Origin of the sequence: Pedobacter frigiditerrae, assembly GCF_004331645.1 — a bacterium.
GTDB classification, from domain to species: Bacteria; Bacteroidota; Bacteroidia; order Sphingobacteriales; family Sphingobacteriaceae; genus Pedobacter; species Pedobacter frigiditerrae.
Genome location: NZ_SJSK01000005.1, coordinates 102,902 through 122,110 on the forward strand (window position 1 = coordinate 102,902; position 19,209 = coordinate 122,110).

Annotated in this window: 10 protein-coding genes; 1 reads left to right on the plus strand and 9 read right to left on the minus strand. The window is 42.2% G+C overall.

Annotated features, from left to right (window positions below; genetic code table 11):
- Positions 1 to 34 precede the first annotated feature (34 nt).
- The 6 genes from EZ428_RS18160 to EZ428_RS18185 form a co-directional block, all read right to left on the minus strand.
- Positions 35 to 2,314, minus strand: a complete 2,280-nt coding sequence (locus tag EZ428_RS18160) for an FAD-dependent oxidoreductase (RefSeq protein ID WP_131554625.1) — start codon at positions 2,312 to 2,314, stop codon at positions 35 to 37.
- Positions 2,315 to 2,324: 10 nt separating this feature from the next.
- Positions 2,325 to 4,031, minus strand: coding sequence for a sodium:solute symporter family protein (locus tag EZ428_RS18165; protein WP_131554626.1), 1,707 nt, complete (start codon positions 4,029 to 4,031; stop codon positions 2,325 to 2,327).
- A gap of 45 nt (positions 4,032 to 4,076) precedes the next feature.
- The gene (locus EZ428_RS18170; protein WP_131554627.1) at positions 4,077 to 5,789 is read right to left on the minus strand and encodes a RagB/SusD family nutrient uptake outer membrane protein; all 1,713 of its coding nucleotides are present in this window, start codon (positions 5,787 to 5,789) and stop codon (positions 4,077 to 4,079) included.
- 84 nt (positions 5,790 to 5,873) lie between these two features.
- Positions 5,874 to 8,684 carry a SusC/RagA family TonB-linked outer membrane protein gene (locus EZ428_RS18175; protein WP_131554628.1) on the minus strand — a complete coding sequence of 937 codons (2,811 nt, stop codon included), beginning with the start codon at positions 8,682 to 8,684 and terminating at the stop codon, positions 5,874 to 5,876.
- Positions 8,685 to 8,700: 16 nt separating this feature from the next.
- Positions 8,701 to 10,494: a RagB/SusD family nutrient uptake outer membrane protein gene (locus EZ428_RS18180; protein WP_131554629.1), complete on the minus strand. Its 1,794-nt coding sequence runs from the start codon at positions 10,492 to 10,494 to the stop codon at positions 8,701 to 8,703.
- A gap of 1 nt (position 10,495) precedes the next feature.
- Positions 10,496 to 13,558 carry a SusC/RagA family TonB-linked outer membrane protein gene (locus EZ428_RS18185; RefSeq protein WP_131554630.1) on the minus strand — a complete coding sequence of 1,021 codons (3,063 nt, stop codon included), beginning with the start codon at positions 13,556 to 13,558 and terminating at the stop codon, positions 10,496 to 10,498.
- 290 nt (positions 13,559 to 13,848) lie between these two features.
- On the opposite strand from EZ428_RS18185, the gene EZ428_RS18190 reads away from it, so the two are divergent.
- Complete coding sequence (locus EZ428_RS18190; protein ID WP_131554631.1) at positions 13,849 to 15,021, plus strand: LacI family DNA-binding transcriptional regulator; 1,173 nt, start codon at positions 13,849 to 13,851, stop codon at positions 15,019 to 15,021.
- A 158-nt stretch (positions 15,022 to 15,179) separates the two neighbouring features.
- Here the strand turns inward: EZ428_RS18190 and EZ428_RS18195 are convergent, their stop codons facing one another.
- The 3 genes from EZ428_RS18195 to EZ428_RS18205 all read right to left on the minus strand — a co-directional run bounded on the left by EZ428_RS18195 (position 15,180) and on the right by EZ428_RS18205 (position 19,060).
- Entirely contained in the window at positions 15,180 to 17,627 is a 2,448-nt protein-coding gene (locus EZ428_RS18195) for a bifunctional YncE family protein/alkaline phosphatase family protein (protein WP_131554632.1), read from the minus strand.
- Positions 17,628 to 17,645: 18 nt separating this feature from the next.
- A complete protein-coding gene (locus EZ428_RS18200) occupies positions 17,646 to 18,455 on the minus strand; it encodes a hypothetical protein (RefSeq protein WP_131554633.1) in 810 nt (269 codons plus the stop codon).
- Between the two features lie 254 nt (positions 18,456 to 18,709).
- Positions 18,710 to 19,060, minus strand: a complete 351-nt coding sequence (locus EZ428_RS18205) for an RNA recognition motif domain-containing protein (protein ID WP_131554634.1) — start codon at positions 19,058 to 19,060, stop codon at positions 18,710 to 18,712.
- Positions 19,061 to 19,209: the final 149 nt, after the last annotated feature.

Here is a 19,209-nt window from a genome sequence, read left to right on the forward strand (position 1 = left end):
AAATTTCGATTTTAACTTTCACACCTATCCTCTTCTATTGTTCTTCATAGCACCTGATCTCAAACAAGGAAACAGGCGATTGTTTATTTTCATTCTTAACCACAAACTTTAGTTCATCTGTCACAACCGGTTCACCTAAGCATACCGTAGCCATCGCCTGATGGTTATTCCTTATTTCGCCAACAAATTGATCCCCCGAATAAATTTCAATGTCTGATGCACAGTAAGGCTGTACAGCGTAAGGCTGTCGCATCAGTACGTTTTCCATAGGGTGATCATAATCACAATCGAAACTGAAGTCAATGCGGCTGATACTTTGCTTGGTTGACCATCTCACCAGAAGCTGCGCCACATCGCTATCCAATGGAGCTACCCATGCATTTGGCGAGGCCACCGGTCGGTGGATTCCGTTAATGAGATTGTAAGCGTTAAATAAGTCAATCGCTGGTTCAATCTTCATGGCGATATTTTGCCCCATTGGTTTCCTGCCGGGACACCAAAACTCAAACTCTTCTACGCCGATATCAGTTGACGATGATTGCTTGCCATAGTTAGAAACCGCCGGGCTAGTGCTATTGAATACCGAGACGATACCGGTGACCAGCCTAGTGGTCGATGCAATTTCCACCTCTTCATTTTTTAAGAAGCTAACGAAGGCATAACAATGTTCAGAAAAAGTTGTGTTAAAATCGAGGACAAGCACTTGTTCCCCTGTTAGCAAATCGAAATGTTGCTCTTCCAGTATCACATCTGGTGTATGATTGAAGTTTTTTGAACTGTTACGTAATTGAACGGTAAGTGAAGTCGGCTTTGTTGTCTTTAGCTGTACGGTAAGCTGCATCATTTTTCCAGGAGCCACAGGAAGCATTTGCGCCGATGAATGGATAAGACGTAGCCATATCCCATCATTTGGCAGTTCGCCAAGCTTCAATGATTCACCAATGATTTCAGTTGCTATTTGCATCAGGTCTTTTTCATCCCGTAATGCTATGCCTGGTAATGACTGGCCACACTTCAGCAGCTCTTGCTGTAGCTCTTTGATATGTTTTTTACCGATTTCTATCGGAAGCGCACCGTGTTTTTTGCATAACACGGCCGCCATGCCAATGGCCTGCCCACCATGTGCGCAGGTGCCCATTACCCGACTGGAACCAAAGGCGACATGGGTTGTACTCATCAACCTTCCTGCAATATACAGGTTGGGCACATCCTTACTGTAATAGCAACGATATGGAATGCCGTAGATACCTTTGCTATGCCACTGGTTACACCCCGGTTTTTCGCTAAAAACACCATCTGCAGGATGAAGGTCAATGCTCCAACCGCCATAGGCAACAACATCATCAAATATTTTCTGTTCTATGACATCCTGTTGTTTCAGCATGTAATCACCTTCAAAACGTCTGCTTTCACGCTTACCAGGGATGGTACCGACCCACTCGAGTGTCAAATTTTCAGCATCTGGAAAATCACCAGAGTTTTTAATGTGGTTCCACACACCATATACAACTTTCCAAAGCTCCCATTTGATCAGCTCGGTATCATGAACGGTATCCAGCCGACCACCATACTCTATCCACCATAAGCTACAACCACTGTCAGTTGCCGAAAATTGCTTATACCGCGGGATTTCAGTAATGTCCGACAAAGCGAATGATGGAGGTATGAATTTTACTGGCAATCCTGTATCTTTAGTATAAAAGTAGAGTGAATGCCCCAATAGCTCTCCGTATTCTTCACTAGGCGCAAACTTCTCGCCAAACTCATGCTGTGACTCCGCACCCATCCTAAATGATGCCCCTGCTAAAAATGCGGTAATTCCATCTCCACTGGCATCACAAAACAAAGGAGCTTCAATTAAATAAGTGGTGCTATTCTGACTGCAAAAAGCTTTTAAACGTTCAATTCTTCCAGTTACGGATTTTTCCAGTTCGTGTACCGCAGTATTGAGCAACAAGGTAATATTCTTTTCTTCTACTATTTTTTCAAGCAAAATGGTGTCGAATATCAAGGGATTGCTCTCTTGGTTTCTGAATGCGTTTTCAATCAATATTTCGTTGATAACGCCACCTTCTCTAGCCCATCTGTTGTTGTTTCCCATATGGGATGTGGCTCCTAAAACCCAGAGGCGTACTTCACTGGATGAATTACCTCCAAGAACCGGGCGGTCTTGCACCAACACCACCTTTATCCCCTTCCTGGCTGCCGTAATTGCACAACACAACCCCGCTAAACCGCCTCCAGTAATAGCCAAATCTGCGGATAAGCTCACTTGTTTCGTTATTCTTTTCGCTTCTGCGTGTTCAATTCTCATCCTTGTTAGACTAATATAATTCGGCGATTTGTTGCGATACTTTTTTCGATGCCAGCCATGGGATGATGGCCAGCACGAAAACTACCATCCCCATAATAGCAGTAATTGATTTTCCGATTAATGTGAAAAAGCTAAGTGCCAAAAGGATAATGGCCGTTACCAACAGGGAAAAAGCAATAACCTTGAGCCCAAACTTGTTCTGCTTTTTAAATAGCAAAACTTCTTCCCTTTCCAATGCCTTATCGACGGCATTTTTCTTGGACTCCTCCTTATGTCTTAAATAATTCACGTATTCATTGCTCTGTGAAATCCTGCTTCTTTGCCATAGTTCATTGATGATTAAAAGCAATAATGGAACTCCAACCCCCATGAGCATTTCTGCTCCCCTATTCAGTTTAAATCCATTAACAACAGGTAATATCATTTTAAAGAACAGGTTTAGCGATAGCGTAAGAACCGTGATCAGAATCGTTTCTTTTCCCGCCAATCGCTTAGAAAACAGCGACCATAAAGGTGGTGCCAACAAGGGTCCAGCGGTAATGGCTGCAACAGTAAGCACTACTTCTACCATACCTCCCATCATTGGAACTATCAGCGCAATCACAATCATCAATATTCCCAGCCCCCAAGAGGAAATCCTTGCCACTTTCATCAGTTCTTTATCTGATGCATCGGGCTTAAATCTATTCTTATATACATCGTTGGTAAAAACTGCCGAAACCACATTCAAGGTTGTGTTAGCCGTAGCTGAAGTTGAAAAATACATACCTGTTAACATCAGCCCCATTAAACCTGGAGGCAACACCAATTGACAGATTTTCAAGTAGGCATTTTCAGTATCCAGCCCCTGAAGACCTGGATCAATGACCCTATAAATCATGGGCGGTAGCATCCAGATTACTGGACAAATCAGGTATAGCGCAGCAAATAAATAGGCAACCTTACTTGAAGATTTTGGGCTATCCACACTGGTGTAACGTTGGATGAAAGTCCAGTTTCCGCCGATATAAAAAATATGGTATAGCACAAAGGCGAATAAAAAGCTAAATGTATATTCGCCATTCAGGGCATCGAAAAATCCTTTCGGAGCACGGGAGGTAAAAGACGCCAAACCCCCAACTTCATGGATAGCCAGCGGAAGGATAATTAGTACAGCGGCTGTAAGTACCACAAACTGTAGGATATCGGTAACCATCACCGCCCATAAGCCGCCAGCCGCTGTATAGGCAATCATCACCATGCCTAATACAATGGTTGTTTCTGCTAATGGAAACCCCAAAGAAGTGCTCACCAATTTAGCAACAGGATATAGCACAGCACCCTTAATAAATAAGGAAACTATCATAAAAATATAGATGTACAGCTTTTGCACCTTACTTCCCAATCGATGCTGTATATATTCTGCAGCAGTAAGGTTGCCAGTTCTTTTCCATCTGGGAGCGATAAACATACCTGCTATCAAGGCTCCAAATGCCATTGTCCATTGAATGCTGATGGATACCCATCCGTATTTGTAAGCTACAGATCCCCAAGCCACAAATGTACCTGCGGAGAAAAAGCTCATGAACAAAGACAAGCCTCCAATAAACCAGGGCACAGACTCGCCACCTGCAAAAAAACTTTTCATATTTACAGCGGTACGTGAAAACATTAAACCTATGCATAGGATAATTGCAGAAAAAATGAAGATGACGATGATATCTAAATGTTGGTTCATGGTTTATGATATCCTATGATGAGCTGTTATGGTTAGCATTGAAAATTACCACCCTTTATTCTGTATAAGCACTCTGTTTGATTTATCGATTTCTGTTTGAGGTATGGGATAAAAATAAAGCTTGTCATCCCATATGCGATTCTCGACCGTCATTGGCGCATAAGTAAAACTATTATTGACATTTTTTATAATGCTAACACCAGTTAACGCAGCACCCAATGTGTGTGGAGCAATCATCCAGCGCCTTACGTCCCAAAACCGATGGCCTTCAAAGGCCAATTCTATACGACGTTCTTTCCTGATTCTATCACGGAGTGTTGCCTGGGTTTGCCCCGCTGCTAAGATCGCCGGCATGGCCACCGCAGCCCTGGTACGCACTGAGTTAAGCGCCGACAGTGCTGTTATGTTAAGTGTTCCTGGCCCAGTGCCTGAAGGACCATACAATTCGTTCATTGCCTCTGCATAACTAAGGTAAAATTCTGAGAGGCGCATAAAGATCCATTGCTTTGTTGAGGTTTCGTTGAGCTGTAAATCGAGATTTTCATTGATCCATTTCCGCAGGTAATAACCAGTTTTTGTTGCCCTATCTCGAGGTCTTCCATTAATTCCTCCATTAAATGCTTCAACCGTATACAGTGCTTTATTAAACACTGCATTGTTTGTTACAATGGTTTTTGCCAACCTGGGGTCACGTCCGGTGTAAGGACTGGCTGCTTGTGAAGGGTTGTTCCAATCGAAATTGGTACCATTGCTCATTTCGTAGGCATCTACTAAATTTCCCGACGGACAAGTACCTGTTTGACCCTGCGGGAAACCAACGGGCGTTTGCTGCTTTTCAAAAGTATTGCTTGCACTATAACGGCGCTCGAAAATAACCTCATTACTTTTCGTTGTACCCAAAAGCGATAAGGCCTCATAGGTCGCTTGGAAAGCATAGGCGGGTGTAAAGTTCATAATTGCCTTACTAGCTTCTGCGGCCTTAATTAATCGTGATGTCCGATTGGCATCAGTATATCCATAAAGTGGGTTGGTATTTCCAGCTTGGTTATACAGATCACTAGCTGCATAAAGTAATGCCCTGGCTTTTAAAGCTAAGGCAGCTCCTTTGGTAGCTCTTCCCAATTCTGAAGCAGCTGTTGGTAGATCTGCAGCCGCAGCATCACATATGGCAACCACGAAATCGATACAATCGCTGAAAGGCTTTCTAGGGAAACGCGATATCCAGTTGGGATCATTTACGTTAATGATCTCGTCCACAATGGGCACACCGCCATAACGTTTGATCAGATCGAAATAGAAAAATGCGATTAAAAAACGAGCCTCTGCACGATACTGTTTGGTTAGATTGACACGATCGGCATAAACCGTGGGATTGCTCAACTGATAACTCTTCCAAGTTACCGTATCTGTTCCCTGTAGAAAAACCTTTGCATTGTACACGCCTTCATAATTCTTTGCCCAAACATCATCTGGATTAGCAAAGGCCGTAATCCCTCCATTGTTAAAATTCTGGATGGTTTCAAAGTTATTCACTTCTTCAGCTTCATCACTTGCTGCTGCCAACCATGAGGCACCCAAATCTGCGTACCCAGCTGGTAATGTACTGTAAACATTGTTCAGTACATTTCTAATTTCAATGATATTAGAATAGATTTCATTGTCTTTCTTGAAGTCAAGATTTTCTACTTCTGTTACATCGCATGCGGAAACTACCGATAGCAAGAACATGGTGGCAAAAATATATTTTATGTTTTTCATCAGTTATAAGTTTTTTTTGATGGTGATGAAGCTATCATGACTTTTTCCATTTCGTTATTTTCAAAATCATGATGGCTCATCAGACTAGAATTGTAGGTTAAGGCCAACATTATATGATTTCATTACAGGATAGCCAGACATTACCTCAGGATCAGTGAATTTTAAATGATCAAGCGTGAACAAGTTTGTTCCGCGTACAAAAAATTTTGCTTTGCTCAATTTTACTTTTTGCACCAGGGCACTCGGTAAAGTATAGCCAATATCTAAACTTCTCAAACGTAGAAAATCTCCATTCACATACCAGAAAGTAGATTCACGATAGTTGTTATTGTTCGGACCAGCTGATAGACGTGGATAATCTGCGGTTGCTGCAGTCTGTGGTGTCCAAAACTGTTTGGCATAAGTTGAAATCTTTCCACCATCATTTTGTAACGGCCAGAAAAGAAGCGGCTCATTGCCCAAATATAAACTCCTGCCCAACTGCCCTTGTAGCGATGCATTGATATCAAAATTTTTGTAATTAAATCCGAAGTCAAGGCCAAGGTCCCAGCTTGGAAGGGTTGTATTGTTTAATGCAATTTCATCATACCCATCTATTTTACCATCAGCATTCTGGTCCTTATATTTGATATCACCGGGTTGCACTGCCCCGAATGATTGAGTAGGGCTGTTTTGAATGTCTCCAGGCGAGTTAAAGAAGCCAATTGCCTCTAGCATGAACGGCTGGCTAATTCGGTTACCAGTTTTGTATATATATCCGTAGGCATAATTTGGTTCAGGATAATAATCAACCTTATCGGTAACATAGCTTATATTGAACGAAGCCCTAAAACCAAGGTTTTTATTCAGTTTCTTAAATCCAAGCGAAGCCTCGAAACCTTTATTGCTTGTTTTTCCAGTATTTGTAGTCGATACATTTGCACCAATAATTCCAGGTGTAAGTGATTCCCTGGTAATTAGGATATCTTTTCTTTTTTGAAGGAATGCAGTTAAGGAAACATCCAAAAAGTTAAACAACCTTGCATCAATGCCAAGATCATATTTACGTGCCTTCTCCCAAGTAAAATCTGAATTTGGAAGTGTTCCGGATGATAAACCAGCTTGTGCAGCGTTAGCATTTCCAAAGTTATATCCTGTATCGCCAATGTATTGACGAAAAAAGCTAAAGCGCTCGCCTATAGCAGAATTACCAACAATTCCTGCTGAAGCACGCAATTTAAGGAAATTAAAAACCGAGCTGCCTTTCATGAAAGTTTCTTCAGAGATTAACCAAGCGGCAGAGACTGCAGGAAAAAATCCAAATTTATTACCTTCTTCAAAAGCTTCAGTACCACTATAGGAAGCACCAAGTTCTGCAAAATATTTTCCCTTTATACCGTAATTGAATTTTCCAGCAAGGAATTGAAAGTTATAAGGGGTCTCATTTCCCAACATCAATCGATCTTGATGATAGATCACCTGCATGTTTAATGAGTTGTTATTGGCGAGCTCTGGCTTAAATGCCAAACCTGCCTCAAGCGTATTCCTCTTCGCTTGCGTATCATTGTAAGGATAACCTGAGGCAGTTAAAGTTGCAAGATTGGTATTGGAACCAATACCGGGGCTCAACACTGCAGCCCCATTTGCATTTGTACCGATGATTTCTCGAACTGCAAAATTCTTGGTATAACCTTCCTGGTTGGAGTAAACATTATCCGCAGAAAATCTAGTGTTAAATGTTAGTCCCTTTACAAATTGACTAAGGTTATACTTACCATAAAGTGTAGATAATATGGTTCGATAATTGGTTTGGCGAAACCCTTTTGAATTAATATACCCCATCGGGTTATTTGGATAAATCGCGGTTCCTCCATATATCCCATCTTGAACATATACGGGAAAAATATGCGATGGATATTTGTTCAACAAATCCCAAGTTGTTGCCGTACTTGTTGAAGGCGAATTTTTCTGGTAAATTCTTCCACTTAGGTCAAGGCCGAAAGACAGGTACTTGCTTACATTAAGATCTAAGTTAGATCGGAAAGAAAAATTATCTAGCGCCAAATTGGTCGAATAACCCTCATTTGATTCAGTATTGCTGTATATGCCACCTTGGTGAAAATATCCCAGCGACACATAGTATTTGGCTATTTTCTCTCCGCCAGCCACATTAAAATTGCTGCGTGTGCCCAGGGCATAGTCTTTGGTTACTTCATCTTGCCAGTTTACATTAGGATACAATGTGGCGTTTCCCTGATTGTACCCAGCTATTTGCGATGCGCTGTACTGAGGAGCAAAACCATCGTTCACCATGGCCTGGTTATACAATTGTACAAAGTTTGCAGCATTATAAAATTCGGGTTTGCGGGTGGGTGTGCTAAAAAATTGATCTACCGAACCATTGAACTTTAATTTTCCTTCTGTTCCCCTCTTAGTGTTTACCATGATTACGCCATTGGCTCCTCGAATACCATAAATGATAGCTGATGCTGCATCTTTAAGAACGGTAATGCTTTCTATATCTTCTGTTTGCACATCGTTAAGATCTCTTTCAATCCCATCTACCATAATCAACGGTGCGTTACTTGCTGTGGTAGCTCTTCCGCGAAGAAATAAAGTAGGTTGATCATTACCAGGCTCACCCGTACGCTGTATTACGGTTAAGCCAGCGAGTTTACCGTACAAGGTATTGCCCGGTAAAAATGCAGAGGTATTAAGCAGTGCACTTCCTTTTACTTCGCTTACCGAGTAGGTTAGGTTTTTCTTGGCTACCGTATCATAGGCAACCTTTACTACGCCGGTATTTTTTAATTCATTAGCCGCATTGCTTCCTTCATTTTTCTGGGCAAACCCATTAAAACTTCCTAGGAGCAGAAATAGGCCAAGGTATAATTTTATTGATATCTTTAATTTCATGATGTAAGATTTTGGGTTACCAGCCTGGGTTTTGAATTAAACCATATTGAAGATTTACTTCGCTTGGAGGTAGCGGATGAAGGTAATACCAATCATAGAATGGCCTGTCTTCATATTTATATTTTGTATAGGTGTAGGTATTGTTGTTCAATTTTTTCACTTTAACATCGTAAACCGGACCTTTGAATACATCGCCTAGCTTCCATCTCTTTAAATCGAAATAACGGTACTCCTCAAACACGAATTCAATCCCCCACTCATCCTGGATTTTCTTTCTCATGTCGTCTTTTGAAAGTCCTGTTGGCAAATTGGGCATATCTGATCTGTTCCTAATGGTATTAATTCTACCATATACGGTTGCATCAGGCGCTGCTGCAGCTTCATTTTGCGCTTCGGCCTGGATCATGTACAATTCTGTAAGGCGCATGATTGCACACATGGGCTGCCATGTTTTACCTGTTATCGTTCTATTCTCATAGCCGTAAACATGCTTTCTTACTTGATGCGACCATTGGGTACTTGCCTTTGCCGGACTATTGTTTCCATGGAGTGCAACAGTTTCGTGTTCATAATACTGTATGGCAACACCAGTATACAAAGTCTGTCCGTTGTACATGATAGACTGATCAAATCGAGGATCTAAGTTTTTGTAAGGGAATGTGGGATCATTTGGCGGGGTGGTAATCACACTGTTCCAATTTACATAAGAGCCATCTTTATTCTGATATTTTTCGATCAGGTTAATGCTCGCCAGATTGGAAGAAAATCCTCCAGTAAAAGGAGTGCCACGTGGGATCCAATACGCCATATTTGGATTGGTTACCTTCATTGTTCCCCACATTACTTCCGTATTACCTTCATTGGGGCGGTATTGATAAGAGATGGTATAGTTGATATTTTTGTTGGCCGTGTTTATAATGGCATAACCATTCGATTCGCAATAAGTGATGGCATCGCTGGCATATTTTGCCGCGGTAACCCACCTATTCGGATCGTTAGAACCCATACAGATCAACTTATTGTTTCCTCCAAAATTAAGATAAGGCGTTGCCGTATTAAACAGAGGACTAGCAACGTACAAGGCGGCCTTAGCTTTTAACCCATAGGCAAAAGCCTTGTTTAAACGCCCAAAATCATTATTGTCATAACGGGGAGCAAATTCTTGAACAACGATCGCCTCATCAAGCAATTGAATGATGTAGGCATAAACATCACTCAACGGTGATCGAGCTATGTTAAGGTCATCGGTACCTGGGTTCAAGCGTTTTTTAAGTAACGGAACACCTCCATAACGTTTCATTAACTCAAAATAATTAAACGCGATCATTGTTTTAGCTTCGGCCTTAATGCGCTCCTTTTGGTTGGCGGGCGCATCTGGCACTTCATCTATTCGTTCGATCAATGTAAAAGCCTTACGTATGGTTTTGTAATGATCAGGGTAAGAATCCTCACCATCAACCTGATTGGTTAGGTTTTCTGCCTGTACGGTACCAAAGTTAAATTTGTGGGTAAAGTAATTGGCGTTTAGCCTAAAAGAACACCCAAAATCTGTTGCGCTTTCTAAAAGCGAGCCATTAAGGCGTCTTGTGGCAACGGTTTGTACAGATAAATCTAGATAGTAAGGCTTTAATGCATACATATCAAAGACCAGTTTCTGTGCATTTTCATATTTGGCAAAAACAGAATCTTCGTTGAATGTAACCGAGAACGGTTTTTCGAGAAAATCTTTTTGGCAAGAGCTGGCAAGAAGCATGAAGACTATCGATAGGATAGCTACAGTGCCTGGGATAAATCTTTTGAAGTTCATCATCTTAAAATTGAATGTTTAAGCCTACGTTAAAAATTTGTAATTGTGGATAGGCAAAACTGTTAGAAGCCTGTTGCTCGGGATCTACAATTTTTAATTTGTCCCAGGTAACCAAATTTTGTCCACTTAGGAAAAGCCTAGCACTGTTTAAGCCTGCCTTTTTAAGAAAGGAGCCATTAAAGCGATACCCAAGTTCTACATTCTTTAACCTCAGGTAAGAGGCATCACGCATCCACACTGTTGAATTAACATAGTTGTTGGCATTTCCATAAGTAGCCGTTAACTTTGGCCTTGTTGCATTGGCCGCATTTTCTGGTGTCCAACGTTCGTCTAACACAGCTGCCAAGGTAGAACCATATTGATTTGCGGGACGTTGCATGAAACCACTAAGTACCCTACTCACATTCTCGGCACCTTGAAACAATACACTTACATCAAATCCCTTAACCGAAAGCCCGAAATTAACACCATAGTTGATTTCCGGAAAAGTAGGGTCACCAATAGGCACAAAGTCATTTTGATCTACTTTCCCATCATTGTTGGTATCCATATAGCGTGCATCTCCTGGCGTTGGCACAGAAGAATATTGCAATGGCCAGGCGTTTGCCTCCGCCTGAGTGTTAAAGAAGCCATTTGAAATAAGTCCGTAGGTTTGATTCAGCGAATTACCAAGTTGGTTTTGTGGACTTTCTATTGTTCCATTCTCAATGATCCTGTTTCTTGCGAAAGTGTAGTTTCCATTGATAAAGTAATTAACATTACCAGCTTTTCCGTTCCAGCCCATTTCAATTTCGTAACCCTTGTTTTTGATCTGAGCGATGTTATACACGTCTTGAACTGCAGCGGCAACGTGTGCAATCGATGCTTTTTGATATAAGATATTATTACGGGAATCTAGGAAATAATCGAACTTTAGGTTTAGTTTATCTTTAAAGAAGCTCGCTTCAACGGCATAATTTTGTTTAATGGCTTTTTCCCAGGTGATATCTGAATTCCCCAACTGGCCCTCTACAACACCTTCATAACTTCTTAAATCTTCCCCTAACTGTGCACGACTCGCTGCAAAGGTATATTCGGATGGGAAATACATAAATCGCTGGTAGATATTGTTATTGTCTATGATTTTATCATTTCCAGTTTCACCATAAGAAGCTTTAAATTTAAGCTGTGAAAGAATTCCCTTTTCGCCAAATATTTTTTTAACAAAAGGCTCGTTGGTTACATTCCAACCCATAGAGACTGCAGGAAAAGTACCATATCGTTTTCCCTTAGGGAAGTTTTCTGACCCATTGCGCCCAACAGAAGCTTCAAGCAAATAACGTAAGTCATAATTATAGGTAACCCTTCCAACTGCGCCAAGATAACCAATCGCAATTTCTGGATATTCTACGGTGTATGCGCTATTAGATGGCCAATATTGCTTGTTTTGGTTGTACAACACCAATCCACCAACATTGTGCTTACCGAAGGATCTATTGTATTGAAGTGCACTTTCAAAGTAGATGCGCTTTGAGCGGCTATCAAAGGACTGAGTTGATATACCTCCAATAACTTCATCCCTAGCTTGCTGAAAAACGACAGATTCTACGCCACCTACAACCATTTTTAATGGTGTATAGGTAGCCCTTGTCACATCCTTGGCCAGCAGTGTCCGGTAGTCAGAATCATAGCCTAATTTTGACCTGAAGGATAAACCATTAATGATTTTATCCAATTTTTGGTTAAGATCGGCAGTGAGGTTGAACTGGCTCACAAACCTTTCATCATAACCAGCAGATATATCGAGCAGCGGATTTCTACCGACAATAAAACTGTTCAGCATCAGCTTACCATCAATCAAGGCTGGAGAACCACCGGGAGGTGCATTCTGGATTGCACCAAAAGGATTACCGGAGGTATGGTATTTATCCGAATACCCTCCTAGCGAAATACCAAGCACCGTAGTTTTGCTGACGTTAAAATCTATGCTCGAACGGAAATTATAGCGTTTATAAGTGGTATTGTTGCTGTAACCATAGGCCTCATTAAATTCTTTCCATAAGCCGCTTTGGTTGACGTATCCCAGGGAAATAAAGTATTTGGCCAGCTGTCCACCCCCATTAACGGTTAACGTATTCTTAGATTGTGGGGCGGTCTTTTTCATCATGAAATCGAACCAATCTATATCTGGGTGAAAAACCGGATCGCTCCCGTCCTTGTATTTCTGAAGATCATCTGCAGTATAAAGTGGTGGAGCAAGTGGGTTGTCATTCTTAATCGCCTCATTGTAAAGTACCCCATAGTCATAGGCATTGGTTAATTCTGGAAGCCTGGTGGGTGCTTGAACTGCATAATTGGTAGAAAAGCTAAATTTCGGCTGCCCGGTTGACCCACGTTTGGTGGTCACGAGAATTACGCCATTCGCTCCCCTGATTCCATATACAGCAGTGGTAGCAGCATCCTTTAATATGGTAACGTTATCTACCTCTTCTGCATTAATGCTATTGAAAGGTCTTTCAACCCCATCAACTAGCACCAGTGGTGCGCTATTGGCATTAAAAGTACTTGAACCCCTGATACGTAAACTTACGCCATCATTTCCAGGCTGGCCGGTATTTTGTTGGGCAATAAGTCCAGAAGTACGGCCCACCAATGTTTGTGCAAGGTTGGTATTCGGAGATTTTGCCAAATCCTCTCCCTTAACAGTAGTTAAGGCACCAGTTATTGTAACTTTCTTTTGTGTACCAAATGCTACCACCACCACTTCATTTAACGATTCTTCGTTAGCATCTAACGTGATGTTAATTGTGGTCTGTTCTGCCACCTCTTGTTCAATAGTTTTGTAACCAATGTAAGTAAAAACCAAAGTATCGGTTCGCTTAGCGGGGATCACATACCGGCCATCCCTGTCAGTTATAGACACTGTTTTTTGCCCTTTGATTTTTATACTTACACCAGGAATGGGTAAGCTGGCCCTATCTGTTACCTGACCCTTTACATTGAAGTTGCTTTGGGCAAATGCAGTAGTTGCAATAATCAGGGCAAAAAAAACAATAAAAATCTTTAGCTGGTAAAATTTTAAGCTCATAAAAAGTTTTTAAGAATTCAGATTATTTTCTGACTGCAAAGAATGGGTTAAGAGAATAAGAAATTGTTAAGCCCCTATTAAGTTTCTTCACCTCTAGAGATAGTTTTACAAATCCAATCAAAAAACCATATCACAGAAAAAAATGCCATAAAATCACTGAAAAAGAACATAATAGTTATTCAAAAACAAATAATTATCCGACATAAAACGATCACAACCGTTTGCACAAACGCTTGCGATAGTTACATCTTTTCATACATTTGTTACCAACAAAAACGTAAGAACCCCATATGCCTCGAGTAAAATGCCCCAAATGTACCAAGGAACACCATGTTCTAAAAGCAGGTTTCATCCGGGGAAAGCAACGTTACCTTTGCAAAGGATGTGACTACCATTTCACGGTATTCAAGGAAAAGCAGCAAGACAAGTCTTCACGCAAGAGAAGCAGGCAGACCACGATCATTGACATTGCGAATGCCATTGGCATCGCCGTCTCTACCGTGTCTCGTGCATTGAAAGATCACCCTGACATTAGCGAACAAACCAGGCAATCTGTCAAAAAAGTTGCTGCTGAATTAAATTACCAACCCAATACCTTGGCACAAAGCCTCAGCAAGAGGGAAACCAGAACCATAGGCGTAATCATCCCCGACATCGAAACACATTTTTTCGCCTCCATGTTAACGGGTATACAGAATGTAGCTTCAGAAGCAGGATATAAAGTGATGATCAGCCAATCCAAGGAATCCCACGAAACCGAGGTCACGAACACGCACGCCTTCATGACAAACTGGGTTGATGGCCTTTTGATATGTCATTCCAAGGAAACCAAGTCCTTTGATCATATCAAGCTCTACATGAAGAGTGGAATTCCAATCATCCACTTTGATCGTGTATGTGAAGAACTTGAAAACTCCAAAGTACTCCTAGATGACGTGGATGGGGCCTTCCAGGTTACTGAACACCTAATTGCACAGGGATGTAAACGAATAGCGCTCATTTCTGGCCCGGCACACCTGCTGGTTTGCAAAAAAAGACTTGAAGGCTACCAAAAGGCCTTAAAAAGGAATAACATCCCATGGGATGATCAATTAATCTGTCATAGCGATTTAAGCATTGATTCCATTCTCCAACAGGTTGATGGTATACTGGTAAAAGCTGAGACAATTGATGCCATATTCTGTATTTCCGATATTGGGGCGATCCGAATAATCGTGCACCTCAAAAACAAGGGCATAAAAATTCCTGAACAGGTTTGTGTGGCTGGATTTGGCAATGAACCAATGGGCGAAATCATTGAACCCGGCCTGACCACATTCAATCTCCAGACCTACAAATTCGGTGAAACGGTAGCACAGTTATTCTTTGAACAGTTAATTGAGGGGACTGACTTTATTCCAAGAACCAAGATCGTAAAGGGAAACCTGATCATCCGAAAGTCCAGCTCCAGACCAATCGACTGACCCTCACCCTGCCTAAATGTTTCGCAAAGCCTCATAAGCATCCACGCAAGTCAGCATATCCACCGATGAACAAGATGGAAAATTGGAAGATCGAAGACCATGGCCGTATTGAACCTAAAGGAGGAAAAGATAAATAAACCAGGAAACACAATAGCTAATTATTTATCGTCCTCATCTGCTTTTTTCTTCTTTTCAAGTATCACGAACGCACTTCTTTTTGGCGCTGGCATTGTTGAATCCTCACCTTTTACCGACTTCCAAACAACTTCATTCAACTCAAGATCCGGCACAGAATCTTCTTTTGCAAAGTTAAAGAACTCGGAGCGCCTACTACTTTCATTACGGGCAGTATTCCTGGTATCAAGGTTGATTAGCGGTTTAATGGCTGTATAGGGCGTGAAATCAGGGATATTGGTAAAGCACTCGAATAAAGGCATTGCCCCGGCATCGTATTGGCTCATCGGGGGTAAGCCCAGAATTAATTCCATTGTCCTTAAAAAGCCAGAGGTAGAATACATGGTATGAACAGCTTTATTCCGTTTAACATATGGCCCCAGTACAAATGCTGGAGAACGGTGTGCATCTATATGGTCCGGACCATTTTGTGCATCATCCTCCAAGATAAACACGACCGATTCTTTCCAAATCGGACTATGGGAAAGATGTTCCAAAAACCTTCCCACAGCGTAATCGTTATCCGCAACTGCCGCTTGTGGTGAGACTTTCCCGATCTTTTGCCCACTGGTATGGTCGTTGGAGATACGCAAGGTATTGAATTGTGGAACAGTACCCGCAACCACCAATGAATCAAAGTCATGCATCCAGGCCTCCACCCTTACCTGATCTGTAATATCCATATTAAACCCTGGCGAATGCGGGCCCATGTGTCCTTGTAACGACTTGATATTCGCCTTCTGATAATTTCCGAATTCGCCATAACTCCTGTAAGTAACACCTGCACGTTGACAATAATCCCAAATAAAACCATCTTTGGGATAGGTCACCGGTCGCCCGCCCTCGAAAGTAGTGGAACCTCCCCTGCCACCATAACTCGTAGGCCATGTTTTTTCCACGATGTCTGTCGCATAAGCAGCCATACTCCAATTGTGACCGTCTGCACTTACCTCTGCATCAACGTAGAAATTATCCAACAAAACGTAGTCCCTTGCGAAATTATGTTGATTGGGCGTTATGGTCCTTCCAAAAAGCGTGAGGGAAGAATCGCCATTTCCACCAGGCAAATCACCCAACACCTGGTCATAAGTCCTGTTTTCCTTGATGATGTAAAACACATGCTTGATTGGCGATTTCTCCCCCAACTTACGAGGGATTGGATTCCCTGTCTCACCATCTGCCACAACGGTTCTTTGATCATTGAACGGCGTATTGGCATACACCTGTTTGGTATACTCCTTCAACTGCTCCGGTTTTGGTATCGGGATCAGGGAAAGTGAACCTTTAAAAAGTCCTCCGATGTACTGTAACCTACTGTTCGCTGTACTTCCCATGTGGTAACCACTGTTATCAACCTTGGCAACCGGCTGTGGCCCCTGGGGATTGGGAAGGGATGTATTTCCCTTCCCATTTGTGACCAAGATTTTGTTGCCTAGTGTTTTAACATTTGTCGGGTACCAACCCACTGGGATAAATCCCATGCTGGCACTTGCACCAGGTTTGGAAATATCAAAGACCGCTAGACAATTGTTATCAGCATTAGCGATGAAAAGTGTTTTTTCATTATCACTCAAAGCCAAGCCATTCGTTGTCGATCCCGTTAATTGCGTCGCATATAAAGTGGTCGCTATGACCTCAATAACCTTATTGCTACTGGTACTGATCACTGAAACGGTATTATCGTTTGCATTCGCCACAAAGAGATAGTTCCCTTTTCTGTTCAGCAAAAGCTCATTGGGATGATCACCTACCGGAATAAGCTTCTCGATCAAGGAAGTACTAGTATTTAAGACGGCAACCGACCTTCCACCCCACAGGGAAACGTAAAGTCTATTTTCATCTGGCGAAAGCAGGCAGCTATACGCTATTGCCGGCAGTTGTATTCTTTTCAATACCTGTCTCCTTGCGGGATCGATCACATACACACTGCTATCCTCCTTTGTGACGACAAACAACGTGGTATTTGCACGATTGACAGCGATCCCGGCAGGCCCGATCTTTTCCTTAGGCCAAACCTTCCCCAATTTTATCGTATCGCTATGGCCAAACTTTCCATCCTTCAGTTTAAAATTCAATATCCAGTTATCATTACCCCCAGAAACATAGAGGTGTTTTTCATCATTTGTAAATGCCAAACCGTACCAAGACTTAGCTAACACCCGTTCGTCAATGATCTTTCCATTCCTGGGGTCAATGAGCTGTACAGACTGACCGCTCTGTCCATTGTTGGTTACCGCCAAGAGACTGCCAGATGAGCTAAGCTGCATGTTCAATGGCAGATCACCCAAGGGTATCGAAGTACCCGCAGGACTAAGTTTCCAACCGTTTGGCAACAATACCTGTTGGGTTTGTTCCGATTTACCGGGCCACTGCCCAAAAACCTGCCCAACACTAAAGAAAAGTATAAAGATGACGAATGATCGTATATTCATGATATGAAATTAAGCAAATTATTTTCCTAAACTAAAATTAATCAGGGCACGTAAGGTGTATCCATTCTCGGTTCCGAACGGTGTAAGTTCCCGAAAAGCTGCTGAGGCCGCCACATTACTCCTTGTGGCATAAAACACAGGCCCACCTGCCAACGAGAACGAAAGTTTACTTTTTGTGGGAAGAAAATTCACCGATGGCCCAACCATCAGCTTGGCACCCCCCTCCGCCTCATCTTTTTCCCAAAATCCTTCCAAATCTTGACCTATGGCTTCCAGTCCAACAAACCAGGTCTTAGCTAACTGGCGGTGAATACCAAAGCTGGTAATAAAATCAAGCTTGTCCCTGCTGCTGTCGAAAGCCTTTTCAAAGCGCAGGTTTCCAATCATCCGCCAATTCATTTTGTCGAAGGATGCAGCAATCCTACCCGATGCCGACTTTACGTTTGACCAATCGCGACCAATTCCAAGTCCCCCACCCAACCTGAAGCCACTAGATTTCTTGCCTCCAATTATATCCCTTATGATCTCCAGTTGCTGTGCAGATGCCGTTTTACCTGTATTAGCAAACCCAAGCGCCAGACTCCCACTAATGGTAAACCTGTTCCCAAGGCTACCTTTAATCCCCAACTGTTGCCCCAGCCCGTCGTAGCCAAACTGTCCCGTAGCCCTTCGTCCATAACTGCCAGCAAATTGCAAGTTCCATTTGCTTGCATCATTGGTAAGGGTGTTCACAGAGAAAAGGAATGGTTGCGTTGAAGCTGGCGAATGCTGCGCAATAACCTTCGCGGATATCATCAGGCAAAATGCAATAAACAGGTACACTTTCATAATAAGAGACTATGGCTTTGTTAAAATTCTAGACTAGTTTGGGATCCCGCTTGCAATCACTTAAGCAGTATGTACCTTTTCATTCACAGTACCTTGACCGTTCAGTAGGTTCCCAAATAACCCAAGGCCTGAAATGCAAGTACAATGCTAATGCAACTGGTTTAATCTCAGGCAAAAATACATACCCAAGGGATAACATTACATTAAATATGTGTTAAGCAATCGTTACCTGCATGAAGGTGTGCGCAAAGAATTTAGCTAACTTTTCTTGGACGCTTCATTTTTGCCGGCCCAGTCCGAATCGCTACTTTTTGATAAATCGGTTGAATTACGGTATTCAGTTCAGAAGAATCTTCAGCAGGTGTTTCTTCCGCCAGTTTAACGATCAGTTCTCTTTTGCCCATCTTTGTGCCGTTGAGCGCAGTTATCACGCTTTTCGCCGCTTCCAGGCTAGCCATTTCCAGGAACGCATAACCCTTGCATTTATGGGTCTTTTTATCCCGTACGATCTTAATGGTAGCAACCTCGCCGTAAATGGCAATCAGTTGCACCAGTTCTATTTCTTGAATGTCAAGGGGAAATCCCGCAACGAATATTTTAGCCATAATTTAAAAACATGCGGAATCGAACCTGCAAATAAAGTGCCATGTTACTTTAATACAAAGGTATCTTTTTCAAGTCAAGCTACCGTTTTAGGGCCGTGATTTAATCCCTGCATGACCTTAAATTACGCAGCCTTTATCATAACGGGAAC

Bases quoted from the DNA above. Each gene is read 5' to 3' on its own strand.
- EZ428_RS18200 (WP_131554633.1), bottom strand. From the start codon at position 18,455: ATGAAAGTGTACCTGTTTATTGCATTTTGCCTGATGATATCCGCGAAG.
- EZ428_RS18205 (WP_131554634.1), bottom strand. From the start codon at position 19,060: ATGGCTAAAATATTCGTTGCGGGATTTCCCCTTGACATTCAAGAAATA.
- EZ428_RS18165 (WP_131554626.1), bottom strand. From the start codon at position 4,031: ATGAACCAACATTTAGATATCATCGTCATCTTCATTTTTTCTGCAATT.
- EZ428_RS18170 (WP_131554627.1), bottom strand. From the start codon at position 5,789: ATGAAAAACATAAAATATATTTTTGCCACCATGTTCTTGCTATCGGTA.
- EZ428_RS18190 (WP_131554631.1), top strand. From the start codon at position 13,849: ATGCCTCGAGTAAAATGCCCCAAATGTACCAAGGAACACCATGTTCTA.
- EZ428_RS18185 (WP_131554630.1), bottom strand. From the start codon at position 13,558: ATGAGCTTAAAATTTTACCAGCTAAAGATTTTTATTGTTTTTTTTGCC.
- EZ428_RS18195 (WP_131554632.1), bottom strand. From the start codon at position 17,627: ATGAATATACGATCATTCGTCATCTTTATACTTTTCTTTAGTGTTGGG.
- EZ428_RS18160 (WP_131554625.1), bottom strand. From the start codon at position 2,314: ATGAGAATTGAACACGCAGAAGCGAAAAGAATAACGAAACAAGTGAGC.
- EZ428_RS18180 (WP_131554629.1), bottom strand. From the start codon at position 10,494: ATGATGAACTTCAAAAGATTTATCCCAGGCACTGTAGCTATCCTATCG.
- EZ428_RS18175 (WP_131554628.1), bottom strand. From the start codon at position 8,684: ATGAAATTAAAGATATCAATAAAATTATACCTTGGCCTATTTCTGCTC.